Here is a 23120-nt window from a genome sequence, read left to right as displayed (position 1 = left end):
CCACCACGCTCGCCTCCGGGTCGGCCGTCGCGACGCCGAGTGCCGCGGGGATCGTCCAGCCGAGCGGGCCCGCCTGGCCGCAGTTGATCCAGTGGGGCGGCGTCCCCGGCCCGCGCACACCGCCGCGCGGCGGTGCTCCATGAGGCGGCTCAGCGGCGCGGCAGCCGGTGCAGCCGGACGCCGGTGAGCCGGCCGTCCGCCACCTCGGCGGTCGCGTAGGTGCAGTGCGGCTCGCGCCTGCGGTCGGTGGGCGAGCCCGGGTTCAGCAGCCGGAGTCCCCCGGGCGCCGTGCTGTCCCAGGGGATGTGGCTGTGGCCGAAGACCAGCACGTCCGTGTCGGGGAAGCGCTCGGCGCAGCGGCGCTCCCTGCCCTGCGCGGGCCCCGTCTCGTGGACGACGGCGAACCGCAGGCCGCCCAGGTCCGCGCGGGCCGTCTCGGGCAGCCGGGTGCGCAGCCCCGGGCCGTCGTTGTTGCCGTACACGGCGACGAGGCGGCGGCTGCGCTCCTCGAAGAGGTCGAGCGTCGCCTCGTCCACCCAGTCCCCCGCGTGCAGCACCGCGTCGGCCTCGCCGAGCGCGTCGAGCAGTTCCCCCGGCAGGGCCCTGGCCCGCCGGGGCAGGTGGGTGTCGGACGTCAGCAGCAGGCGCATGGCCCCCAGGCTAGGTCCCCGTACGCGGCCGGGCAGGCGCGCGGTCGGCGTACGCGTGTGCGGGAGGCGTACGGGCCGGGTGCGGGCGGCGGCGCCGTGCCGGGTTCGTACGCGCGTGCGCGGGGTGTCCCGGCGGGCGTTTCCGGGCGGCGGGGCCTTCGGACTCCCTAAGGTGCCGGGATGTCCGTGAAGCAGTGGTTCGCGTCGTTCTTCCCTTCCCAGCGCCCCCGTCCCCGCGCGTCCGGTCCGCGCAGGCAGGCCCCGGTGTGCTTCGAGGCCGACTTCGGCTCGACGAGGCAGTGGGTGCAGGGCCGCTCCTGGGCCTATCCGAACGGGGGCCCCGTCAACCCGGGCGACAACAAGCTCGACCACCTGGCGGCCGACCCCGCCTACTGCCGCGACGGCGCCTTCCTCGCGCGGCGGCGGCCGGACGGGCTGTGGGACACGGGGCTGCTCACCACGGAGGGCAGCGAGGGCGCCTTCATGGTGCGCACCGGCGACGTGCTGGAGGTGCGGGCGCGGCTGCCCGAGGGGATCGGCGCCTGGCCGGCGGTGTGGACCTGGCGGGACGGCGGCAACGAGGTCGACGTCTTCGAGTACCACCCCGACAACCCGGACGTGCTGGAGCTGTCGAACCACGTCGGCGGCGCCTCGCACGACCACCGGGACCCGGCGCTGCGGCCGGGCGCGTGGGTGACGGTGCGCACCGAGTTCGGCGCCGGGTCGGTGGTGTGGTGGGTCGGCGGCCGCCGGGTCTTCGCGGACGGCCGGGGCGTGGGGCGCGGCTGGCAGGCGTATCTGATCGTGAACCTGTCGGTGTCCGCGGGCCGCTACCACCCCGCGCCCGACCGCTCGCAGAGCGCTCTCCGCTTCGACGTCGGGCGGCTTCGGGTGCACCGTCCCTAGACTGGGGTACGAAGCACCGTTCGAAGACCACGGGGGCAGCCCGGATGATGGTGCCATGACGAATCCGACGATCCTGACCGTCGACGACGACCCCACGGTGTCCCGCGCCGTCGCCCGGGACATCAGGCGCCGCTACGGCGAGCGGTACCGCGTGGTGCGCGCCGGCTCCGGTCCCGAGGCCCTGGACGCGCTCCGCGAGATCAAGCTGCGCGGGGAGCAGCTCGCCGTGATGCTCGCGGACTACCGGATGCCGCAGATGAACGGGATCGAGTTCCTCGAACAGGCGATGGACCTGTTCCCGCTGGCGCGGCGGGTGCTGCTGACGGCGTACGCGGACACGGACGCGGCGATCGACGCGATCAACGTCGTGGACCTCGACCACTACCTGCTCAAGCCCTGGAACCCGCCGGAGGAGCACCTCTACCCGGTGATCGACACGCTGCTCGAGACCTGGCTCGCGACGCCCGACCCGGCCGCGGAGATGACGCGGGTGGTGGGCCACCGCTGGTCGCGGCCCTCGTTCGCGGTGCGGGACTTCCTCGCCCGCAACCTCGTGCCGTACCAGTGGCTGCCGGTGGACGAGCCGGAGGGCGAGCGGCTGCTCGCCGCCGCGGGCGTGCCCGAGGGCACGCCGCTGCCGCTCGTGGTGCTCGCCGACGGCACCTCGCTGGTGGCGCCCGCGGAGAGCGAACTGGCCTCGCGGGTCGGGCTGTCCACGACGCCCGCGTCCGACTTCTACGACCTGGTCGTGATCGGCGGCGGGCCCGCGGGGCTCGGCGCCGCGGTCTACGGCGCGTCCGAGGGGCTGCGCACGGTCCTGGTCGAGCGGGAGGCGACGGGCGGGCAGGCGGGCCAGTCGAGCCGTATCGAGAACTATCTGGGGTTTCCTGACGGCGTCTCCGGCTCCCAGCTCACGGACCGGGCGCGGCGGCAGGCGCTGAAGTTCGGCGCGGAGATCCTCAGCGCGCGGGAGGTCGTGTCGCTGGAGGCGGCGGGCTCGGCCCGGGTGCTGCGGCTCGGCGGGGGCGAGTCGATCGGCGCGCACACGGTGGTGCTCGCCACGGGCGTCTCGTACCGGCGGCTGCCGGCGGCCGGCCTCGACGAGTTCACCGGCGCGGGGGTCTACTACGGCTCGGCCGTCACCGAGGCGCAGAACTGCTCGGGCGAGGACGTGTACGTGGTCGGCGGCGCCAACTCGGCGGGCCAGGCGGCCGTCTACTTCTCGCGGTACGCGCGCCGGGTGCACGTCCTGGTGCGCTCGGGCGACCTGACGCGCTCCATGTCGAGCTATCTGATCGACCAGATCGCCGCGATCGACGGCATCACCGTCCACCCGTACACGGAGGTGGCCGACGCGAAGGGCGACGACCACCTCCAGCAGCTCACGCTGCGGGACGTGCGCTCGGGCACGACGGAGACCGTCGACGCCTCGTGGCTGTTCGTCTTCATCGGGGCCGCGCCGCGCACCCAGTGGCTGGACGGCGTGGTCGCGAGGGACCCGCGCGGTTTCGTGGTGACGGGGCCCGACCTGGTCGCGGGCGGGCAGCGGGTGGCGGGCTGGCCGCTCCCCCGCGACCCCTACCACCTGGAGTCCAGCGTGCCCGGCGTGTTCGCGGCGGGCGACGTGCGGGCCGCTTCGGTCAAGCGGGTCGCCTCGGCGGTCGGCGAGGGCGCGATGGCGGTCTCGCTGGCCCATCGTTATCTGGAGGCACAGTGAGCACGGCGGATCGGATGGCGCCCGGGGAGCTGCGGGAGCTCTTCCTCTTCGAGAAGCTCGACGCCGAGCAGCTGCGCTGGCTGTCCGGGCGCGGGCGCAGGGAGCAGCGGGCGGGCGGCACCGCGGTGTACCGGGAGGGCGAGCCCGCCACCTGCTTCTACGTGCTGCTGAGCGGCGCGGTGGCGCTGAGCCGGGTGCTGCACGGCGACGACGTCGAGGTGTCGAGGACCGAGCAGCGGGGCGTGTACGCGGGGGCGACGCAGGCGTATCTCGGGGACCGGGTCGACCAGGTGTACAAGAACTCGCTGCGCGCGGTCAGCGACGCGGAGTTCTTCGTGCTGCCCGCCGACGAGTTCGCGACGGCGGTGCGTACGTGGTTCCCGATGGCGCTGCACCTTCTCGAAGGACTGTTCTTCGGTTCGAGGGCCGCCAACTCCCTGGTCAACGAGCGGGAGCGGCTGCTCGCGCTCGGCTCGCTCTCGGCGGGCCTGACGCACGAGCTCAACAACCCGGCTGCGGCGGCCGTGCGCGCCACGGAGGCGCTGCGCGACCGGGTGGCGGGCATGCGGCACAAGCTGGCGCTCATCGCCGACGGCCGCCTCGACGGCACCCGGCTGCACCAGCTGGTGGAGCTGCAGGACACGGCGGTCAAGCAGGCGGCGGCCGCGCCCGCGCTGTCCGCGATGCAGACCTCGGACGCCGAGGACGAGCTGTCGGACTGGCTGGAGGAGCGCGGCGTGGCGAAGCCGTGGGACATCGCGCCGACGCTGGTCGCGGGCGGCGTCGGGGTGCCGTGGCTCGCGACGGTGGCGGACACCGTGGGCGAGGCGTATCTGGACTCGGCGGTGCGCTGGCTGGCGTACGCCATCGACACCGAGCTGCTGATGGGCGAGATCGACGACGCGGTCACCCGGGTTTCCGACCTGGTGGGGGCGGCGAAGAAGTACTCGCAGCTGGACCGGGCGCCGCAGCAGACCGTCGACGTGCACGAGCTGCTCGACGCGACGCTGACGATGCTCCGCGCGAAGATCCCTGCGGGCATCGGGATCGTCAAGGAGTACGACAGGACGCTGCCGGAGATCCCCGCGTACGGCGCCGAGCTGAACCAGGTGTGGACCAACCTCATCGCCAACGCGGTCGACGCGATGGGCGCGTCGGGCACCCTGACGGTGCGCACCTGGGCGGAGGACGGGCGCAGGCTGCTGGTGGAGATCGGCGACACGGGCACGGGCATCGCCCCCGAGGTCAGGCCGCGGATCTTCGAGCCGTTCTTCACCACGAAGGGCGTGGGCGAGGGGACGGGCCTCGGCCTCGACATCTCGTACCGCATCGTCGTCAACAAGCACCACGGCGACATCCGGGTGGAGTCGCGGCCGGGCGACACCCGGTTCATCGTGTGCCTGCCGATGGTCCAGGAGCCGGACGGCGGCGCGACGGACGGCCGGCCCGGTGCGGCGCCGGGCGCGCCGGGGCCCTGGGCGGGCTCGGCGTAGGACCGCGCGCCGGTGCCTGCGGTCAGCCGCCGAGGCCGAGGAGCGCGCGCTGGCGCGCCGTGCGGACCGCCTTCGACAGGTGCCCGATGTCGTAGGCGCCGGTGTGGCGGCGCCCGTTGACGAAGAAGGTGGGGGTGCCGGAGACGCCGCTGAGGTCGGCGGACTCGACGTCCTCGGCGACGCGTGCGGCGCCCGCGTGGCGCCGCACGTGGCGGTCGAAGCGCTCCATGTCGAGGCCGAGCCGCTCGGCGTAGGCGCGCAGGTCGGCGAAGCGCAGCGCGCCCTGGTGGTCGAGGAGCAGGTCGTGCATGGCCCAGAACGCGCCCTGCTCGGCTGCCGCCTCTGCGGCCTCGGCGGCGATCTGGGCCCGCGGGTGGACGTCGGTGAGCGGCAGGTGTCGCCACACGTAGCGGACGTCGTCGCCGAAGTCGGCGAGCAGCGCGCGGATGGCGGACTCGGCGCGGCCGCAGTAGGGGCATTCGAAGTCGCCGTACTCGACGACGGTGACGGGCGCGTCGTGCGGCCCGCGCACCTTGTCGCGGCCTGGGTCGACGGGCACGGCGAGGTCGGTCAGGGGCTCCGCGCTGCCGAGCAGGGCCCGGCCGCGCAGCGGCTTGGGCAGACGGCCGAGTACGGCGGTCACGGCCCACGTCAGCAGGGAGGCGCCGAGCAGGGCGGTGAGGATGCCGATCTTCGCCTCCGCGAGGTGCCGGCCGTGGAAGGCGAGCGTGGCGATCAGCAGGGACACGGTGAATCCGACACCGGCGACGGTGCCGCCCGCGCCGACCGCGCCCCAGCCGACGGGCGGGCGGACCCGGCCCCGGGTCGCGGCGGACGCCGCGAGGGTGGAGCCGAGTACGGCGACGGGCTTGCCGAGGACGAGCCCGCAGGCGATGCCCCAGGTGACGGTCGAGGAGAAGGCGCGGGACAGCGCGCCCGCGTCGATCCCGATGCCCGCGTTGGCGAGGGCGAACAGCGGCACCACGGCGTAGCTGGTCCACGGGTGGAAGGCGCGCTGGAGCCGTTCGTTGGGCGAGATCGACGAGGCGAGGCCGCGCCGTGCGGTGCGTTCGAGCTCGGGGGTGGGCTGCTCTCGGAAGCGCCGGAACAGGCCGCTCGCGCGTTCGAGGTCGTCGCGGGCCGCGGGGTAGGCGTACGTCAGCAGCCCCATCACGAGGCCGGTGACCACGGGGTCGATGCCCGATTCGAGGAGGGCGACCCAGACAGCGAGCACGAGGACCGCGTACACGGCGCCCTGCCGCAGTCCGGCCGCGCGGACGGCCAGGACGAGGGCGAGGAGGCCGACGGCGGTCAGCAGCGCGGGCAGCGCGATGTGGCCGCTGTAGGCGAAGGCGATCACGGCGAGCGCGACGAAGTCGTCCACGACGGCGACCGAGAGGACGAAGGTGCGCAGCCCGGGCGGCAGTCTGCGGCGCCCCAGCAGGGCGAGGATGCCGAGCGCGAAGGCGGTGTCCGTGGACATGGCGGCGCCCCAGCCGTGCTCCGTGCCGTGTCCGGCGTTGAGTGCGAGGTAGACCAGCGCGGGCACGGCGAGGCCGCAGGCGCCGGCGACGAGCGGGAGCGCGACGCGGCGCCGGTCGCGCAGCTCGCCCATGTCGAACTCGCGGCGCGCTTCAAGGCCCACGACGAAGAAGAACAGCGCCATCAGACCGCTGTTGACCCAGCCGCGCAGGCCGAGCGAGACGCCGAGGGAGCCGATCCGCACGGAGAGCGCGGTGTCCCAGACCGTCCGGTACGTGCCGGGGCCGGTGTTCGCCCAGACCAGCGCGGCGACCACGGCGGCCAGCAGGACGGCGGCGCTGCCCGTCTCGGTGCGCAGGAAGTCGCGCCACGGGGAGCGGACCTGGTCCCCGCACTCGGTCGTACCCGTGTACGCGTTGCCTGCCGCGGATTCCGTCACGCGGCAATTCTGCCTCCTGCGTCCCTCCCGCACCGCCCGCGACCTGCGCGGCCCGGGGTGCCGCCGGTGCGGCGGGCGATCGGTCATGATCGGGACGGAAACGCAACCACCGTAATTTTTTTGCCCTTTCGGGCAGGTGATGCCCCCTTATGGCCGAAAAGCCGCGGCAGCGCACACGGCAGAATCGCATCGCGTGCCCATTCGGCTCCGTGCGCGCACACCGCATCCACGAAGGGAACGTCGGTGAAGCCAGAACCCTGTCCCCGTTGTTTCGCTCCCGCGGGCGAGGACGGCACCCCGGACTGCGCCTGCGCGGTCACGGTGGCCGCGCTGCGCGCGACGGCGGGCGGGAGCGCCGCCGGGGGCAGCGCCGACGCCGGGGGTGAGGCCCGCGCCGCGGCGTCCGGCCCGGAGGTACCGGACTCCCCCGGCCTCCCGCCCGGTCCTGGGGGCTCGGACTCCCCCGGCCTCCCCTCCGGCCCTGGCGGCTCCGACGTACCGGGCGACGCCTCAGGCCCCGAGGCGCCCGACGCCCCGGTCGCGGAGGGGAGCGGCGAGGGCTCGCCCGGCGCCGTGCCGGCCCCGGACTCCCCTGCGGGCGGCGGGGCACCGGGCGGCACCACCCCGCCGCCCCCGGGCGCCGCGGCCGCGTCGGCCAAGGGCGCCCCTGAGGGCGGTGCCCCGCTCGCGGGCTCCGTCATCGACGCGGGGGCGGCGGGAGGCCCGGGCGCCGCGCAGTCGGCTCCGCGCCGCAGGCGCAAGGGGGTGCTCATCGCGGCCGCAGCGGGCGCCGTCGTCGCGGCGGTCGCCGTCGCCGCGGGCACGGGGGTCTTCGGCGGGGACAGCGCCGACACGGCCAGGGGGGCCGCGGCCGGCACGTCGGGCGCGGCCCTGCCGGGCGGCCGGTCCGCGGCGCACCCCTCAGGGGCGACCACCGCCGCGACGGCCTCGGGCACGGCGGGCGCGCCCTCCCCCGGCCGTTCGGCGGGCGGCGGCCCGAAGGGCGGCCCGGCAGGTGCCGCGCGCCCGGCCGCGCCCTCGGGCAGCACGGCGGCGACGGAAGCCGCCTCCGGCACCTCCCCCACCACGTCGGGCGAGGGTTCCCCCGCCGTTTCGGACACGCCGAGCGGCCCGGCGAGCGTGCCGGCGGGGCCGCCCGTCCTCCAGGAGGGCGACAGCGGACCCGAGGTCGTGGAGCTCCAGAAGCGGCTCGGCCAGCTGCTCCTGGTCTACCTCGGCCCGGCGGACGGCGACTACGACGCGGATGTCAAGGACGCCGTCGCGCGCTACCAGCAGTCCCACGACATCACCGCCGACCCGTCCGGTGTGTACGGGCACGCCACCCGCAAGGACCTGGAGTCCCGCACGCACACGCCCTGAGGGCGGCCCGGCACGGGAGAGGCCCCCGCCGGGCGGCGGGGCCTCCTCCGGGCGGTGCGGGGTCAGACGGTGTGGACCCCGGGCCTGCCCTCGTCGACGCGGAGTCGGGTGATGGCGCTGCTGGTGGACGTGGGCTTGAGCACGGAGCCCACGACGCGCACCTGGGCGTCGATGCCGCGGCGGTCGATGTCGAAGAGGTGGTAGCCGCGGTGGCAGTCGATGAACTTCCAGTGCGGGTTGTCCTTGCGCAGCGGGTCCCACTGGGCGTTGAAGGCGTTGACGTCCTGGTCGCCGTTGGAGCTGATGGACGTGCCGACGAACTCGGCGCCCACGACGGCCGACCGGGGGTCGGAGAAGTCCTTCTTCAGGTCGCTGATCATCGTCAGGTGGCGGTCGCCGCTGAGGACGACGGGGTTGCGGATGTGCTGGAAGCGCGCCATCAGGTCGTTGCGCTCGACCTGGTAGCCGTCCCACGCGTCGTAGAACCAGTTCTTGCCGGGTCCCGCGACGTTGTCCGTCTCGGCCATCATGATCTGCGAGGCGACGACGTTCCAGCGGGCGTAGGAGCGTTCGAGGCCGTTCAGCAGCCAGGACTTCTGGGTGGCGCCCAGCATCGTCAGCTTGGGGTCCTCGGCGGCCGCGTCCGAGGTGACCTGGTTGCTGCGGAACTGGCGGGTGTCGAGGACGTTGAGCCGCATCAGGCTGCCGAAGTCGAAGCGCCGGTACATCTGGATGTGGGGGCCGTTCGGGACGGCGGTGGCGCGGACCGGCATGTGCTCGTAGTACGCCTGGTACGCGGCGGTCAGCCGCTTCACGAAGGCGTCGTGCGACTGCTTGTCGGGGTCCTGCGGGACCTCGCCCGCGAAGTCGTTGTCGACCTCGTGGTCGTCGAAGGTGACGATCCAGGGCGTGGTCTCGTGGATCGCGTTGAGGTCGGGGTCGGTGCGGTACTGCGCGTACCGGTTGCGGTACTGGTCGAGCGTGACGGGCTCGCCGCTGCCCTCGTGGACGCGGACGGACGACGCGGTCGGCGCGGACTCGTAGATGTAGTCGCCGACGAACAGCACGAAGTCGGGGTCCTGGTCGCGCATGTCGGCGTAGGCGTTGAAGTAGCCCTGCTGCCAGTTCTGGCAGGACGCGAGCGCGACGCGGAGCTTGGAGGGCGAGGTGTCCATGGTGCGGGTGCGTCCGACGGCGGACAGGTGGTCGCCCGAGCGGAAGCGGTACCAGTAGTCGCGCCCCGGGCGCAGGCCCCGCACGTCGACGTGGACGCTGTGGCCGAAGGCGGGTTCGGCCTGCGCGGTGCCCTGCCGGACGATCCTGCGGAACTTCTGGTCCTCGGCCACCTGCCAGCTGACCTCGACCGCGCTGTCCGGCATGCCTCCGCCGTGCAGCGGGTCGGTGGCGAGGCGGGTCCAGATGACGACGGCCGTGGTGAGGGGGTCGCCCGACGCGATGCCCAGGGTGAAGGGGTCGGCGGCGGCCGCGCGTCTGGAGGTGCCGCGCGGGGCGGCCGAGGCGGCGGGTGCGAGGGCGATCTGTCCTGCGGCGAGGGTTCCTGACGCGGCAGCGCCTGCGGCGATCAGCCGGCGGCGGGTGATTTCTGGCATGGCGTGGTCCCTTCTGGTGGCGGCAGGGCCGCAGGCAAGATGACAGGCGGACAGGGGTGGGAACCCGACATTCCATCGACAGGGCCATGACATCGACGTGTCGAGCGGTCCCGCTTCGGTCATATCCGGCGGGCGCGCCGGCCCCACGCTGCGCGGCGGGGGCCGCCGGGGCGCGGCCGGCCGGGTGACACGGCGTCAGAAGGCATGCCCTGTGCCTACCATGCCCCGGGCCGATGATCGGGGAACGCGGCGCGGGCGAGCACGAACATCCCCCCGGGGCGGACCCCGGCGCCCCCCCGCTCCGCTGCCGGGACCGCACGTCCCAGCCGCCCTGCCCCGCGGCCCTGAGCCAGGCGTCCCGCCGTCCCGCTCCGCGGGTCACGGTGCCTGTCCTACCGACCGGGACCGCCCATCCTTGCCATCCCGCTCCGCGGCCCGCAATCGCGCGTCCCACCGTCGCACTCCGCAGGCCGCGGCTCCGTGTCCGTCGGGGAGCGACGGGGGCGGTACGCCCGCCTGCCGGGGACGCAGGCGCCGCTCGGCTCACCCGCCGGGCGGACGGCTCGGGCGTCCGCACCTGGCGCCCCCGCGCGGCCGTGCGCGTCGGGGCTGCGCGTCGGCGAGGCGGGACGCCCGCGCGCCTCAAGGGCCGGGCGCCCCGGGGGGCTCAGGTCTCCTCGACGCGGTCCGCGGGGTCCGGGGCCTCCGGGTCCGGACGCGGGGCGGGCGGCTGCGGCAGGGAGACCGCGGCGACCGTGGAGCGGCCCCTGCGGGTGCCCGTGGTGGCGAACTCGGAATAGCGCGGCACCCACCGCATCAGCGCGCCGGCGGCGACGATGCCGACCGCGCCCATGGCGACGATGCCCGCGGCCAGGCTGCCGAGGGACGCGGCAGCGGAGACCACGAGGGGGCCGCCCGCGCTGCCCGAGTCCGCGCACAGCCGCCACACGCCGAGGAACTGGGTGCGGGTCTCGGGCGGCGCGACGTCCGCGCCGAGCGTCATCAGGATGCCGCTGCCGATGCCGTTGCCGAAGCCCATGAGCATCGCGACCACGGTCAGCGACACCAGGCCGTGGGTGAGCGGCAGGAACGCCTGGGTCAGGCCGAGGACCAGCATCGAGGGGATGGCGATCCACAGCCGCCCGAGGCGGTCCATGACCTGGCCGGAGGGGTAGAAGGTGAGCATGTCGATCAGGCCGGCGATGCCGAAGACGACACTGGTGGTCGAGGCGTTCTGGCCGAGGTGCTCCGCCCACAGCGGCAGCACCGTCTGGCGGGTCGCGCGCACCGAGCCGACGAGCAGCACGGCCATGCCGAGGGTGAGGAAGACGCGCCGGTGGTCGCGGACCACGGTCCGCACGGACACCGGGTTCCTCGCGCCCTTCGCGTGCGCGGACGACGGGTCGGCGACGTCCGGCACGAACAGCAGCACACCCGCGGTGACCGCGGTGAACGCGAGCGCGAGCCAGTAGATGTCGTGCACGGGCCGGTCCCGCAGCACGGCCGCGCCGATGAACGGGCCGACGAACGCGCCGACCCGCGACATCCCGCCGAGCGTCGAAAGCGCCCTCGCCCGCAGCCCGATCGGGATGACCTCGGTGAGGTACGACTGCCGGGCGAGGATGAACACCGCGTTCGTGGCGCCGGTGGCCGTGACGGCGAGCGCCAGCTCCCACACCGTACGGGCGAACGCGCAGCCGCACAGGGTGAGCGCCGCCACGCCCGCAGCCACCAGCATCGCCTTGCGGTCGCCGAGCCGCGCGGCGAGCGCGCCCGCGGGCACGTCCCCGAGGATCTGCCCGACGCCGAGCAGCGCGAGCACCAGTCCCGCCGCGCCCACGGAGGCGCCCAGCGCCCGGCCGCTGAGGGCGAGGACGGGTGCGAGCGCCCCCATGCCCGTCTCGAAGGTGAGCGCCGGGAGGAACACGGCGGGTACCAGGCTGAGCAGGGTCACGGGGCGGGAGGACACCGTACGCGGCCTCATTTCCGGGAGCGGGCAAGGATGAGTGGTCCTACCAGATAACCAGAAGCCCCCTGCCCTCCGGCACCGTGTCCCAGCGACTGGACGGTCACGCGTCGGCGGCGGCCCCCGGCTCGTCCCCCTCGCTGAAGTCGAGGGTCGGGGGCGGCCTGCGGAACAGCCGGGTCAGCCAGGCGAGGTACAGGATGCCGAGGACGAGCCAGGCCAGGCCGAGTTCGACGGCCCTGCTGTCCAGGTGGGCGAGCAGCCACACGTCGACACCCGCGCCGATCAGCGGTGCGACGACGTATCCGGCGACGCCGGGGGTGCGGCCCGCCCTGCGCTCCCTGACGAAGGTCGCGAGCACGGACAGGTTGACGAAGGTGAAGGCGGTGAAGGCGCCGAAGTTGATGAACGACGTGGAGGTCGCCACGTCGAGCGTCAGCGCGATCAGGCCCACGGCGCCGGTCAGCAGTACGTTGCACGCCGGGGTGCGGAAGCGGCGGTGGATGCGGCCGAAGACCCGGCTCGGCAGGGCGCCGTCGCGTCCCATCGCGTACAGCAGCCGGGAGGTGCTGGCCTGCGCGGCGATGCCGGAGGCCGACTGCGCGACGACGAGCCCGGCGAGGAAGACCGAGGAGAAGACGTCGCCGCCGATGGCCTTGGCGATCTCGAACGCCGCGGACCCGGTGTCGTCGAAGTGGCTGCCCGGGTGGGCGAGCTGGGTGACGTAGGCCACGAGGACGAAGATGCCGCCGCCGATCAGCGCGATCAGCAGGATCGCACGGGGCATGGTGCGCCGGGGTTCGAGCGTCTCCTCGGTGAGGGTGGTGACCGCGTCGAAGCCCAGGAAGGAGTACGCGGCGAGCGCGGCGCCCGCCGACACCGCGGAGACGGTGCTCGCGCTGTTCCAGAACGGGGTGGCGTCCGCGAGCCCGCCGCCGCCGTGCAGCTCCACCACGTGCCGCGCGGACAGAGCGACGAACGCCGCGATCACGAGGACCTGGAAGACCATCAGCAGGTCGTTGACGCGCTCCGCCGTCTTGATGCCGCGGACGTTGAGCGCGGTGGTGAGCACGATGAAGCCGAGGACCCACACCCACAGCGGTACGCCGGGCCACTCGGCCTTCAGGTAGGAGGCGCCGATCAGCCAGATGACCATCGGCAGGAAGAAGTAGTCGAGCAGGGTGGCCCAGCCGACGAGGAAGCCGACGCGGCCGTCGATCGCGCGGGTCACATAGGTGTAGGCGGAGCCTGCGACGGGGTGGGTCGCCGCCATCCGTCCGTAGCTGTGCGCGGTGAACAGCATGGCGACGAGCGCGAGCGCGTACGCCACGGGCACGGCGCCGTGGGTCGCGTCGGCGACCACGCCGAAGGTGCCGAGCACGATCAGCGGGGTCATGTAGGCGAGGCCGAACAGGACGACGGAGCGCAGCCCGAGCGTCCTGTCGAGTCCCGGCGCCGGTGTGCCGTCCCCGGTGGGTTCCGTGCTCATCACCGCGCCTCCCCCGCCTGGCCGGGATGCCAGCTGCGCGGGTCGATGCGCCCTGCGTACAGGGGGAGTCCGAGGGGCGCGTCGCCCTCCTGGAACACGTCCCACACGCGGGTCACCCCGGCCGTGCCATGGGTTCTCACGCGGGTGACGTCGTCCAGGTCGAGCACGTCGGTGAGCACGGTGGCCGCCTCGGACGGCGCCTCCGCCCGTACCCGCCCCTCGGGGTCGACGACGACGCTGCGCCCGGTGCCCGTGGGGCCCGCGGTGTTCACGCTGACCACATGGACCTGGTTGACGATGGCGTTGGCGCGGGCGAGGACGAGCTCCTGCGCCCGGTCGGCGGTCGTCGTCATCACCGGGTTGACGATCACCTCGGCTCCCATCCACGCCAGGTGGCGGGAGACCTCGGGGTACCAGGCGTCATAGCAGACGGCGAAGCCGATTTTGCCGGTGCCCGGCACGTCGAAGACGACGAAGCGGTCGCCTGGGTCGTACGGCTCGTAGGGCCGCCAGGGGAACACCTTGCGGTAGGAGGCGGCCAGCCTGCCCTCCGGGGAGAAGGCGAGCGCGGTGTTGAACAGTTCGCCGCCGGGGCCGCGTTCGCACACCGTGCCGGGCAGCAGCCACACCTTGAGGTCGCCTGCGAGCTCGGCGAGCGCCCTGGTGCGGGGGCCGTCGAGCGGCTCGGCGGCGTCGTGGAGCCGCTCGTCGGCATCGGGTGCGCCGGGTTCGACGCCGCACAGGTGGAGTTCGGGGTGGACCACCATGCGCGTGCCGGGCAGGCGGCGCAGGAGGCGCTCGGTGTCCGAGGCGAAGCCGGCGAGGGGGGCCTGCGCCGGGTGGGGGGCCGCCTGGACCAGTGCGAGGGGAAGGGGTCGGGACATGCGCTCGAAAATAGATCAGAACGATCATCGGGGCCAGGCGGCGCGGCTGCCCCTCCTGCGCGGGCGGGCCGGGTCCCGCGCGACGCGGGTCAGCCGAGTTCCGCGCGTATGCTCCGCAGTTCCCTGCGGGTCTCGCGGACGGACAGGGCGCGCGCCGAGAGGTTGTCGAGGACTTCGAGGTAGGCGGCGCTGTCGGGCCTGCGGTCGAGGTAGACGGCGCCGGTGAGGTTCTCCGTGTAGACGATGTCAGGGAGTTCGACGACGTCGAAGCGGAACAGGGTGAAAGGGCCGAACGCGCCGAGGTGCGGTCCGATGGCGAACGGCAGCAGCTGCAGCGTCACATTGGGCAGCGCCGTCGCCTCGATGAGGCGGTCGAGCTGCCCGCTCATCACGCCGGGACCGCCGACCGGGCGGCTCAGCACGGCCTGCTCCATCAGGATCCAGAGCATGGGCGCGTCGGCCTTGGCCAGCAGCTGCTGGCGCTTGACGCGCAGCGCGACCCGCCGGTCGAGCGCCTCCGGGTCCTTGGGCGCGCCCGCGCCGAGCACGCCCCTCGCGTACTCCTCCGTCTGCAACAGGCCGGGCACGTAGTGGGGTTCGTACGCCCTGATGAGGCTGGCCTCGTCCTCCAGGCTGACGTAGGCGCCGAACCAGTCGGGCACGGCGTCGCGGTAGCGGTGCCACCAGCCGGGCAGGTTGGCCGCCTTGACCAGTTCGACGAACTGGTCGGCCTCGGCCTTGTCGACACCGTACAGCTGGAGCAGCAGCCGCACGTACGGCAGTTTGAAGCTGACCTCGGAGTTCTCCATCCTGCGGATGGTCAGCGGGGTGACGTCGAGCAGCGCGGCCGCGCTCTCCCTGGTCACGCCGGCACGCTCGCGCAGCGCGAGGAGCCGCTTGCCGATCACCATGCGCAGGACCGTGGGCGCGCTGCCGCCTGAGCCTCCCGGACGGATCTCACTCATCGCGCGATCACCACCTGACACCCTTTCACCCCGTCGAGTCTGCCAGCCGCCCGGCCCGACAGCCAGGTTCCGGCCGTGATCGGGCTCATGCTTCCGCACCGGCGGCGCCGCCCGGCAGGTCGAACCCGAGGGCGCGCGCCGCCGCTTCGGGGGTGGGCTGGTTCCAGTGCCCGAGCACGGCGGCCGTGCTGGACAGCGAGCGGGTCTCGGCGATGTCGAGGTAGAGCCTGCCGTCGAGATGGTCCGTCTCGTGCTGGACGATCCGGGCCGGCCAGCCGGTGAACTCCTCGTCGGTCTCCCGCCCTTGCTCGTCCTGCGCGCGCAGCCGCACCGCGCGGTGGCGTACGGTCACGGCCTGCCAGCCCGGCACGCTCAGGCAGCCCTCGAAGAACGCGGCGCTGCCGGGGCCGAGCGCCTCGTAGCGGGGGTTGACGAGCACGCGGAAGGGCTGCGGCACCCGTCCCCTGGCCGCGGCGACCTCGGCGGGCACCTCGGCCGGGTCCTCGATGACGGCGAGCCGCAGCGGGATCCCGATCTGCGGGGCGGCGAGGCCGACGCCGGGGGCCGCGTGCAGGGTCTCCCGCATCGCCTCGACGAGCCGCGCGAGCCGGTCGGCGCCGAGCTCCCCCTCGTACGGCGGAAGGGGGTTGCGCAGGACCGGCTCGCCCGCGGCGACGACGGGCGCGGGGCGCTCGCCGTCGAGGAGGGCGTCGACGAGCGCGGCCAGGGAAGGAGTTCGCATGGATCAAGCCTGCCAGACGCCGCCCCTGGTCCGGAGCGGCGTCCCCTGCCTGCGGGTCAGAAGCCCGCCACGCCGTGCGGCTGGTAGGCCTCCTCCAGCAGTGCGGTCTCGTCCTCGCCCAGCTCCAGGTCGACGGCGGCGACCGCGTCGGCGAGCTGCTGGGGGCGAGTGACACCGACGATGGGCGAGGTCACCGCGGGCCGCTGCGCCACCCAGGCAAGGGCGATCTGCGCGGGCGGCACGCCGTGCTTGGCGGCGAGGTCGACGACCCGCTCGACGACCGTGCGGTCCTCGGGATGGTAGAGGGTCTTGCCGAACTCGTCGGTGTCCGAGCGCGCCGTCTGCGCGTCCCACGGGCGGGTGAGCCGGCCGCGGGCGAGCGGGCTCCACGGAATGACGCCCACGCCCTGGTCGGCGCAGAAGGGGAGCATCTCGCGCTCCTCCTCGCGGTAGATCAGGTTGTAGTGGTTCTGCATGGACACGAACCGGGTCCAGCCGTGCAGGTCCGCGGTGTAGAGCGCCTTGGCGAACTGCCAGGCGTGCATGGAGGAGGCGCCGATGTAGCGGGCCTTGCCCGCCTTGACGACGTCGTGGAGGGCTTCGAGGGTCTCCTCGACGGGCGTGGCGTCGTCCCAGCGGTGGATCTGGTACAGGTCCACGTAGTCGGTGCCGAGTCGCCGCAGGCTGTTGTCGATCTCGGAGAGGATCGCCTTGCGGGAGAGCCCGGCGCCGTTGGGGCCCGGGCGCATGCGGTTGTAGACCTTGGTGGCGATGACGACGTCGTCTCGGCGGGCGAAGTCCTTCAGCGCGCGGCCGGTGATCTCCTCGCTCGACCCGTCGGAGTAGACGTTGGCGGTGTCGAAGGCGGTGATGCCCGCTTCCAGGGCCTGCTTGATGAGATCCCTGCTCGCGTCCTCGCCGAGGCTCCAGGAGTGCGTGCCGCGCTCGGGGTCCCCGAAGCTCATGCAGCCCAGGGTGATGGCCGAGATCTCCAGACCGGTGTTGCCCAACCTCGTGTAGCGCACGACCACTTCTTTCGATGCGTTGCCAAGGGCCGCAGGAGCGGCCCCCTGTGCCGGTGGGCCGGGGCCCCACGGGGCGCCACCGGCCGACCCACGACCCTAACGAGGGGCGTCGCCCGCGGACAAGGGGGCCCCGGACAGACACCCGTCCGCGGCGCGTGCGCGGGTCCCCGCGGGCAGGCCGGCGAGCAGCCCGAGCGCCACCCACACGAAGGCGTTGGACCCCGCGAAGGCCACAGGGCCCCCGGCTCCGCCGCTCCACAGCCACACCAGGTCGCTGGAGAGCAGGACGTGCAGGACCGCGCAGAGCGCGAGGGACGCCCGGGAGCGCCGTCGCAGGGCGGTGTCGAGGAGGACCGCGAGCGCGGGCAGCGCCCACACGAGGTGGTGCACCCAGGTGACGGGCGACACCAGGCAGGCCGCGAGGCCGGTGAGGGCGAAGCCCGCGGTGTCGTCGCCCGCCGCGGCCGCGGCCCGTGCCCGCACCCACCAGAGCGCGAGGACGGCGGCGGCGCACAGCAGCCAGGCGGTGCGGGTGTCCGCGGTGGGCGCGAGGCGGGCGAGCGTGCCCTGCACCGACTGGTTGGACACGTAGGACAGGCGCCCGACGCGGCCGGTGTCGAAGAGGGCCCGGGTCCAGAACTCCCGGGAGGCGCCGGGGGCGGCGGCCGCCGCGAGCAGGGTCGCGGCGGCCGCGGTGGCCGAGGCGGTGGCGGCCTGGCGGCGGCGCCCGGTGACGAGCAGGTAGCCGATGAAGAGGGCGGGGGTGAGCTTCACGGCGGCGGCGAGGCCGGTGCCGACGCCCGCCCAGCGCCCCCGCCCCGTGGCGAGCAGCCGGTGGTCCGCGTAGACGAGCGCGACGAGCACCAGGTTGACCTGGCCGAAGCTGAAGGTGTCGTTGACGGGTTCGAGCAGCGCGAACAGGCAGCCGATGACGGTGTACGCGAACCAGGCGGGCCCCGCCTGGCGCCGTACGACACCGCCGAGCAGCCAGTGCACCAGCAGACAGGAGGCGGCGGCGGACAGCGCGGTGCCGATCGCGACGGCCGCGGGCCAGGGCACCAGGGCCATGGGCGCCATGGCGAGGGCGGCGAACGGCGGGTAGGTGAAGCCGTAGTGGGTGCCGGGCCTGGTGTAGTCGTAGATGTGGCCGCCGTGGTGGAGCCACGCGTCGACGGTGCCGTAGTAGACGCCGATGTCGAAGAAGTGCCGGAACAGCGGCACCCACACGAGGAAGGCGGCGGTGGCGGCGACCAGCGCCCCCGCGGTGGCGGCGCGGCGGGCGGGCGTGCCGGCGAGGGCGGCCCGCAGGGCAGCGGCGGACGGGGCGGGCCCCGCGGGTGTGCGGGCCCCGGCGCCCGGCCCGCCGGCGTGCGCACCGGTCGGGTGTGCCGGGCTGCCCGTGCGCGCGGGGCCGTGGTGCCCGGCGCTCACAGGGCGGTCCGCGCGCGGGACGCCGCCACCTGCGGCGCGGCGGGCGCGAGCAGGAACATCCACCACAGGGCCAGGACCGCGAGGGTCCCGCCGCACACGGCGAGGGCCAACTGGAGCCCGCCGGGCGGGAATCCGTCGGGCATCAGGGTGAAGGCGAGCGCGCAGGCGCAGGCCGCGGCACCGGTGCGCAGCCGGCCGGCGGGCGCCGCTGCCCCCAGCAGGACGAGGCCCCACAGCGCGTACCAGGGGCGCAGCGCGGGGCCGAGCAGGAAGACCGCGAGGAGGCTCAGCGCGAGGGCGTGCACGGCGCCGAGGCGGGCCCGGCGCAGCCAGGCGGCGAGCACGAGCGCCGCGGTGCCGAGGAGCCCGAGCCTGCGCCACAGCGGGACGGCGAGCCCGGCGAGCTGCTGGTCGCCCGGGAGTCCGCCGAGGGCGGTGGCGGTGACCCGGCCGAGGCCGCTGGTGAGCGACCAGTTGCCGGCCGATACGGGGGTGCCGAGGCTGCCGAGCCAGCCGTATCCGGTGCCCGCGAGCGCGGTGACGACCACCGTGGCCGCGAGGGCGAGCACCGCGGCCGCCGCGAGGGCCCTGAGGGTGCGCGCCCGGCCCTTGAGGGTGGCGGCCCACACCGCGGCGACGGCGGGCAGGCCGAGCGCGGCCGGGGCCTTGACGAGCGCGGCGAGGGTGACGAGCAGCACGCCGGCGACGGGCCGTCCGGCGAGCGCCGCCACCAGGCCCGCGCACAGCAGGCCGAGCATCAGGGCGTCGTTGTGGGCGCCGGAGACGAGGTGGAGCAGGACCAGCGGGTTGAGCGCGCCGAACCACAGCGCAGCCGCCGGGTCGGTGCCGCAGCGCCTCGCGAGGTGCGGCAGCAGCGCCGCGAGCAGGGCGAGGCCGAGCAGCGCCGCGGCCCGCATGCCGAGGACGCCCGCGGCCACGTCGGAGCCGGTGAGCCGCACCAGCCGGGCGGCGAGCGTGAGGAAGACCGGGCCGTACGGCGCCGGTGTGCGGCCCCACACGGGCGCCACCTCGGCGGCGAGCGGCCCGCCGAGGGCGTCGGGGCCGTGGTGGTAGACGTCGGTGCCCGCGTCGACCATCGCGCCCTGGGCGAGGTAGCTGTAGACGTCCCTGCTGAACAGGGGCGGCCCGCACACCAGGGGGGCTGCCCACACGCACAGGGTGAGCACCAGGTCGCGCGGGGCCGGCGGGCGGGGGCCGCGCAGCGCGGTGCCGAGCCACCACCACGCGGCGACGAGCAGCACGAGGCCGAAGTACACGCACAGGACGCCGAGGGCGGCACGGCCCGAGGAGTGCGGGAGGGTGTCGTGCGTCGGCAGGGCGCCCGCGGTGAGGCCGCCCACCGTCAGCGCGAGGGACCCGGCGAACCCGAGGATGCGGCACCGGCCCGGGTCGAGGTCCACGTTCAGGGCGAGCATCCGTGGACGATCTCAGCCGCGGGTGACCGCGGGGGAACGGCCGCGCCACGCCCGGGTGGCGCCGACCTGGCGGGCGCCGCCCGGGGGCCTGCGGGGCCCCCGGGGGTCAGTGGGGCCCCGGGGGTCAGTGGGCGATGCCGTCGATGAGTTCGCGCGCGCCCTGGCGCAGGAGGCTGACGGCGACGGAGGTGCCGAGCGTCGCGGGGTCGAGGGGGCCCGCCCACTCGTGGGCGTTGAGCACCGTCTTGCCGTCCGGGGTGAACACGCAGGCGCGCAGCGACAGGTCGCCGTTGCCGTGCGCCCTGGCGAAGCCCGCGACGGGCGAGTTGCAGTGCCCCTGGAGCACGTGCAGGAACATGCGCTCCGCCGTGGTCTCGCGGTGGGTGTCCGGGTCACCGAGGACGCTGATCGCGTCGATGAGGTCGGTGTCGTCCTCCCGGCACTGGAGGGCGAGCACGCCTGCGCCGATCGGCGGGCACATGGTGTCCGTGGAGAGCACCTCCGTGACGACGTCCTCGCGGCCGATCCTGGCGAGGCCCGCGGCGGCGAGCAGCAGCGCGTCGACCTCGCCCGCCGCGAGCTTGTCGAGGCGGCGGTTGGCGTTGCCGCGCAGCGGGACACACTCCAGGTGCGGGTGGGAGGCGGCGAGCTGGGCGACCCTGCGCACGGACGACGTGCCGATCCTGGTGCCGTCCGGCAGCTGGTCGAGTGTGCGGCCGCCGGGGTGGATCAGCGCGTCGCGCACGTCGTCGCGCTTGAGGAACGCGGCGAAGGTGGTGCCTGCGGGCAGCGGCCTGTCGGCGGGGATGTCCTTCACGCAGTGCACCGCGAGGTCGGCCTCGCCCGCGAGGAGCGCCGCGTCGACCTCCTTGGTGAACGCGCCCTTGCCCTCGACCTTGGCGAGGTCTCCGAGCCACTTGTCGCCGGTCGTCTTCACCGGGACGACCTCGGTGGCGACGCCGGGGTGGGCGGCGCTCAGCTCGGCGCGTACGCGCTCCACCTGGGCCAGGGCCATCGGCGAGTCGCGGGAGACGATGCGGACGATCTCAGGGGCGGACATGTCGACCAACGATAGCCGCTCCCCGCGCCCCACCGGCGCCGGGGCCGCCCGTACGGCCCACCGCGCCGCGGCGGCCGCGCCCAGGCGCACGGTCGGGCCTTCGCGTGCCCGTACGGACGGGGACGGGCCGGGGCACGGCCACGGCTCGGCGGACGCGCGGCGGGGCGCCTGGGGAGCGACACACGGCGTCCTGCGGGGCACCGAGACGCGGTCCGTCGGTGGTCGGGCTGTGGCCGGAGCGCGCCGGGCTCGTGGATACGGGCGGGCGGCTCCTGCCGTCCGCCCGTCCGCGCCCGGTCCGCCGTCCGCCTCAGGGGCGGGTCCGGCCTGGCGACCGGACGGTCCGGACCCACGCGGCGGGACACACAGCACGCGGTCCGGCGGGACGGGGCGTCCACACAGCGCGCGGCCTGGCCGGTCGGGACGGCGGCCGGGCGGCGGGGCCTAGGGTGGGGGCGATGTTCTCCGACCGCGGGCCCTCCCTCGCCGAGCTGGCTGTGCAGGCGCTGTCGTCCGTGGAACGCGGCTACGACCTGCTGGCGCCGAAGTTCGACGCGACGCCGTTCCGTACCCCCGACGCGTTCCTCGACGCCGTGGTGGCAGCGGTGGGTCCGCTCGGGCCGTTCCGCTCGGGCCTCGACCTGTGCTGCGGCACGGGCGCGGGGGTGGGTGCGCTGCGGCGCGTGTGCGGGGAGCGGGTGACCGGCGCGGACTTCAGCGCGGGCATGCTCGCGCTTGCCGCCTCCCGGTTCGCCGACGCGGCGGACCCGCCCGCGGTGGAGTGGGTCAGGGCGGACGCGCGCGCACTCCCCTTCGACGGTGCGTTCGACATCGTGACGAGTTTCGGTGCGTTCGGGCACTTCCTCCCGGCCGAGCGGCCCGCGGTGTTCGCCGGTGTGCGGGCCGCGTTGCGGCCCGGCGGGCTGTTCGCGTTCCCCCTGCCCGCGCCGCCGCGCGCCGCCGCGCCCGCGTACTGGGCGGCGGCCTGCTTCGACGCGGCGATGCGGGTGCGCAACGCGGTGTGGCGGCCGCGGTTCGTCATGTACTACCGGACGTTCCGGCTGGCCGACGTGCTGGCCGAGTTGGCCGGCTGCGGGTTCTCGGTGGAGCTGCGGGCCGCCGAGTCGTTCGGCAGACGGGCCGACGGCGCTCCCCGGTGCGTGACCGTGCTGGCCCGCGCGGCCTGAACCGTACACCGGCGCACCGCGCGGCGGGCGGGAAGCGGAAAACCGCCTGGGAGACGCGGGAAAGCGCGCGTCAACTGCCGTGTGCGATCTACGCTTTGCCCATACACACGGGTCCGGCCCCGGCCCGGTCGCCGGGCCGCACCCGGCAAAGGACCCGAAAAGCGTTCGGCGAAGGGCGCGTTCACGCACGTCAGAGAGGGTGTGTACGGTAGTGGCCGATGCGTTCACCGGGTGCCGGAACCGGTGTCGGGCCCGAGTCGTTGTGCATGCGTGTGCCGCCGAAAGATCACCTGCCGCCCACGTGGCGCCGTGGAGAGCCTAGGCTTTGTTGGCACAGGCCACCGACGGGAACAACAGCCGGTGGCTCCTGACGGAAAGGGATACCAATGACATCCGCACCCGCCTCTCCGAGCAGTGTCGAGGCGACAACCACGCTCCTCCAGGCGGAACTTCCGCGTCTCGAGGCACACCAGCAGTCCCTGGAGAAGGAACTCGCAGCGGTCACCGAGCGCCTGGAGTCGGTGCGTTCGGCGCTGACGGCGCTCACGGCCCTGTCCGGTGTGCCGCACGTGCTCGCGGAGTCCACAAAGGTCGAGGAGGCGGTTTCCGCCGCCGTCGAGGCCGTCGAGGAGCCGACGGCCGAGCCGGCCGCCTCGGTGCCCGCGCCGCGCCGCTCCGGCGCGAAGAAGCCCGCGCCCAAGAAGCGCGGTGCGGCGAAGAAGCCGGCGCGCGGCGCAAAGCCCGCCCCCGCGAAGAAGGCAGAACCCAAGGCGGAGGCCAAGGCCGACGCCAAGGAGCAGGCGAGCGGCCTGACCCGGCAGGTGCTCGACATCCTCGCGGACGCCAAGGGGGGCACGGTCAGGGCGCGTGACGTGGCGAAGGTCCTCGGCCGTGACGGCAGCCCCGGCGACATCAACGCGGTGCGCAGCACACTCGACCGCCTGGTGGCCACCTCCCGCGCCGACCGCGCCGGCCGCGGGCTCTACCGCGAGCGCGCCTGATCGGAGCGGTGCCCCCGCCGGGACCTCCGGTGTGCCGTCCTGCCACCGGACCGCTGACGGCGCGGTGGCGGGACGGTACTCCGGTGCGGTGCCCGGGGGCGGCCGGCCCGCTCGGGGCCGCTCCCCCGCCCTCCCGGCCCCTGTCCCCTTGCCCGGCACGGGGGTTGGCCCCGCCGGGGCCCGGCGGGCGTGACCGGCGGGCGGGTGCGCGTACGGCCCAGGTCCGCGGCCCAGGCCGCCGCGCCCGGGGCCCGGGT

Annotated in this window: 18 protein-coding genes and 1 pseudogene; 6 read left to right on the top strand and 13 right to left on the bottom strand. The window is 74.8% G+C overall.

Annotation, left to right across the window (positions count from 1 at the left end; all coding sequences use genetic code 11):
* A pseudogene (locus tag AB0910_RS22875) lies at window positions 1–94 on the bottom strand (thiamine pyrophosphate-dependent enzyme); the annotation flags it as partial.
* 55 nt (window positions 95–149) lie between these two features.
* On the bottom strand, window positions 150–650 hold the full coding sequence (locus tag AB0910_RS22870; protein ID WP_366746476.1) for a metallophosphoesterase: 501 nt from the start codon (window positions 648–650) through the stop codon (window positions 150–152).
* Between the two features lie 180 nt (window positions 651–830).
* Here AB0910_RS22870 and AB0910_RS22865 point away from each other — a divergent pair, with 180 nt between their 5' ends.
* Genes AB0910_RS22865 through AB0910_RS22855 form a run of 3 tightly spaced genes read left to right on the top strand, consistent with a single transcriptional unit; the run spans window position 831 to window position 4766 of the window.
* Window positions 831–1556 (top strand): beta-glucanase, encoded by a 726-nt coding sequence (locus AB0910_RS22865; RefSeq protein WP_366746475.1) that lies wholly within the window; start codon window positions 831–833, stop codon window positions 1554–1556.
* Window positions 1557–1611: 55 nt separating this feature from the next.
* A complete protein-coding gene (locus tag AB0910_RS22860; protein ID WP_366746474.1) occupies window positions 1612–3273 on the top strand; it encodes an FAD-dependent oxidoreductase in 1662 nt (553 codons plus the stop codon).
* 14 nt (window positions 3274–3287) lie between these two features.
* A complete protein-coding gene (locus AB0910_RS22855; RefSeq protein ID WP_366746480.1) occupies window positions 3288–4766 on the top strand; it encodes an ATP-binding protein in 1479 nt (492 codons plus the stop codon).
* A gap of 22 nt (window positions 4767–4788) precedes the next feature.
* Here the strand turns inward: AB0910_RS22855 and AB0910_RS22850 are convergent, their stop codons facing one another.
* Complete coding sequence (locus AB0910_RS22850; protein ID WP_366746473.1) at window positions 4789–6687, bottom strand: Na+/H+ antiporter NhaA; 1899 nt, start codon at window positions 6685–6687, stop codon at window positions 4789–4791.
* A gap of 243 nt (window positions 6688–6930) precedes the next feature.
* Between AB0910_RS22850 and AB0910_RS22845 the strand changes: the two genes are divergently transcribed.
* Complete coding sequence (locus AB0910_RS22845) at window positions 6931–8067, top strand: peptidoglycan-binding domain-containing protein (protein WP_366746472.1); 1137 nt, start codon at window positions 6931–6933, stop codon at window positions 8065–8067.
* A 62-nt stretch (window positions 8068–8129) separates the two neighbouring features.
* Here AB0910_RS22845 and AB0910_RS22840 read toward each other — a convergent pair whose 3' ends face one another.
* The 10 genes from AB0910_RS22840 to hemC all read right to left on the bottom strand — a co-directional run bounded on the left by AB0910_RS22840 (window position 8130) and on the right by hemC (window position 20675).
* On the bottom strand, window positions 8130–9677 hold the full coding sequence (locus AB0910_RS22840) for an alkaline phosphatase D family protein (protein WP_366746471.1): 1548 nt from the start codon (window positions 9675–9677) through the stop codon (window positions 8130–8132).
* A 667-nt stretch (window positions 9678–10344) separates the two neighbouring features.
* The gene (locus AB0910_RS22835) at window positions 10345–11631 is read right to left on the bottom strand and encodes an MFS transporter (protein ID WP_366746470.1); all 1287 of its coding nucleotides are present in this window, start codon (window positions 11629–11631) and stop codon (window positions 10345–10347) included.
* A 115-nt stretch (window positions 11632–11746) separates the two neighbouring features.
* Window positions 11747–13132 (bottom strand): APC family permease, encoded by a 1386-nt coding sequence (locus AB0910_RS22830; RefSeq protein WP_366746469.1) that lies wholly within the window; start codon window positions 13130–13132, stop codon window positions 11747–11749.
* On the bottom strand, window positions 13132–14016 hold the full coding sequence (locus AB0910_RS22825; RefSeq protein ID WP_366746468.1) for a carbon-nitrogen hydrolase family protein: 885 nt from the start codon (window positions 14014–14016) through the stop codon (window positions 13132–13134). Before AB0910_RS22825 ends, AB0910_RS22830 begins: the two co-directional genes overlap by 1 nt.
* 89 nt (window positions 14017–14105) lie before the next feature.
* Complete coding sequence (locus AB0910_RS22820) at window positions 14106–14981, bottom strand: helix-turn-helix transcriptional regulator (protein ID WP_366746467.1); 876 nt, start codon at window positions 14979–14981, stop codon at window positions 14106–14108.
* Window positions 14982–15066: 85 nt separating this feature from the next.
* Complete coding sequence (locus tag AB0910_RS22815; protein ID WP_366746466.1) at window positions 15067–15723, bottom strand: peptide deformylase; 657 nt, start codon at window positions 15721–15723, stop codon at window positions 15067–15069.
* A gap of 56 nt (window positions 15724–15779) precedes the next feature.
* Window positions 15780–16748 (bottom strand): aldo/keto reductase, encoded by a 969-nt coding sequence (locus AB0910_RS22810; RefSeq protein ID WP_366746465.1) that lies wholly within the window; start codon window positions 16746–16748, stop codon window positions 15780–15782.
* 96 nt (window positions 16749–16844) lie between these two features.
* Window positions 16845–18179: a glycosyltransferase 87 family protein gene (locus AB0910_RS22805; RefSeq protein ID WP_366746464.1), complete on the bottom strand. Its 1335-nt coding sequence runs from the start codon at window positions 18177–18179 to the stop codon at window positions 16845–16847.
* Window positions 18176–19615: a polyprenol phosphomannose-dependent alpha 1,6 mannosyltransferase MptB gene (gene mptB / locus AB0910_RS22800; RefSeq protein WP_366746463.1), complete on the bottom strand. Its 1440-nt coding sequence runs from the start codon at window positions 19613–19615 to the stop codon at window positions 18176–18178. Before mptB ends, AB0910_RS22805 begins: the two co-directional genes overlap by 4 nt.
* A 124-nt stretch (window positions 19616–19739) precedes the next feature.
* Window positions 19740–20675 (bottom strand): hydroxymethylbilane synthase, encoded by a 936-nt coding sequence (hemC, locus tag AB0910_RS22795; RefSeq protein WP_366746462.1) that lies wholly within the window; start codon window positions 20673–20675, stop codon window positions 19740–19742.
* Between the two features lie 458 nt (window positions 20676–21133).
* Between hemC and AB0910_RS22790 the strand changes: the two genes are divergently transcribed.
* Both AB0910_RS22790 and AB0910_RS22785 read left to right on the top strand, forming a co-directional pair.
* Window positions 21134–21862, top strand: a complete 729-nt coding sequence (locus AB0910_RS22790) for a class I SAM-dependent methyltransferase (RefSeq protein ID WP_366746461.1) — start codon at window positions 21134–21136, stop codon at window positions 21860–21862.
* A gap of 386 nt (window positions 21863–22248) precedes the next feature.
* Window positions 22249–22863: a hypothetical protein gene (locus AB0910_RS22785; protein ID WP_366746460.1), complete on the top strand. Its 615-nt coding sequence runs from the start codon at window positions 22249–22251 to the stop codon at window positions 22861–22863.
* The last annotated feature ends 257 nt before the right edge of the window (window positions 22864–23120 follow it).

Origin of the sequence: Streptomyces sp. NPDC047002, from assembly GCF_040704505.1 — a bacterium.
Classification (GTDB): domain Bacteria; phylum Actinomycetota; class Actinomycetes; order Streptomycetales; family Streptomycetaceae; genus Streptomyces.
Note: the sequence above shows the minus strand (reverse complement) of the source record. Positions and strands in the feature narration are given on the sequence as shown.

Bases quoted from the DNA above. Each gene is read 5' to 3' on its own strand.
- AB0910_RS22870 (WP_366746476.1), bottom strand. From the start codon at position 650: ATGCGCCTGCTGCTGACGTCCGACACCCACCTGCCCCGGCGGGCCAGG.
- AB0910_RS22865 (WP_366746475.1), top strand. From the start codon at position 831: ATGTCCGTGAAGCAGTGGTTCGCGTCGTTCTTCCCTTCCCAGCGCCCC.
- AB0910_RS22860 (WP_366746474.1), top strand. From the start codon at position 1,612: ATGACGAATCCGACGATCCTGACCGTCGACGACGACCCCACGGTGTCC.
- AB0910_RS22855 (WP_366746480.1), top strand. From the start codon at position 3,288: ATGGCGCCCGGGGAGCTGCGGGAGCTCTTCCTCTTCGAGAAGCTCGAC.
- AB0910_RS22840 (WP_366746471.1), bottom strand. From the start codon at position 9,677: ATGCCAGAAATCACCCGCCGCCGGCTGATCGCCGCAGGCGCTGCCGCG.
- AB0910_RS22830 (WP_366746469.1), bottom strand. From the start codon at position 13,132: ATGAGCACGGAACCCACCGGGGACGGCACACCGGCGCCGGGACTCGAC.
- AB0910_RS22825 (WP_366746468.1), bottom strand. From the start codon at position 14,016: ATGTCCCGACCCCTTCCCCTCGCACTGGTCCAGGCGGCCCCCCACCCG.
- AB0910_RS22820 (WP_366746467.1), bottom strand. From the start codon at position 14,981: ATGAGTGAGATCCGTCCGGGAGGCTCAGGCGGCAGCGCGCCCACGGTC.
- AB0910_RS22815 (WP_366746466.1), bottom strand. From the start codon at position 15,723: ATGCGAACTCCTTCCCTGGCCGCGCTCGTCGACGCCCTCCTCGACGGC.
- mptB (WP_366746463.1), bottom strand. From the start codon at position 19,615: ATGCTCGCCCTGAACGTGGACCTCGACCCGGGCCGGTGCCGCATCCTC.
- hemC (WP_366746462.1), bottom strand. From the start codon at position 20,675: ATGTCCGCCCCTGAGATCGTCCGCATCGTCTCCCGCGACTCGCCGATG.
- AB0910_RS22790 (WP_366746461.1), top strand. From the start codon at position 21,134: ATGTTCTCCGACCGCGGGCCCTCCCTCGCCGAGCTGGCTGTGCAGGCG.
- AB0910_RS22785 (WP_366746460.1), top strand. From the start codon at position 22,249: ATGACATCCGCACCCGCCTCTCCGAGCAGTGTCGAGGCGACAACCACG.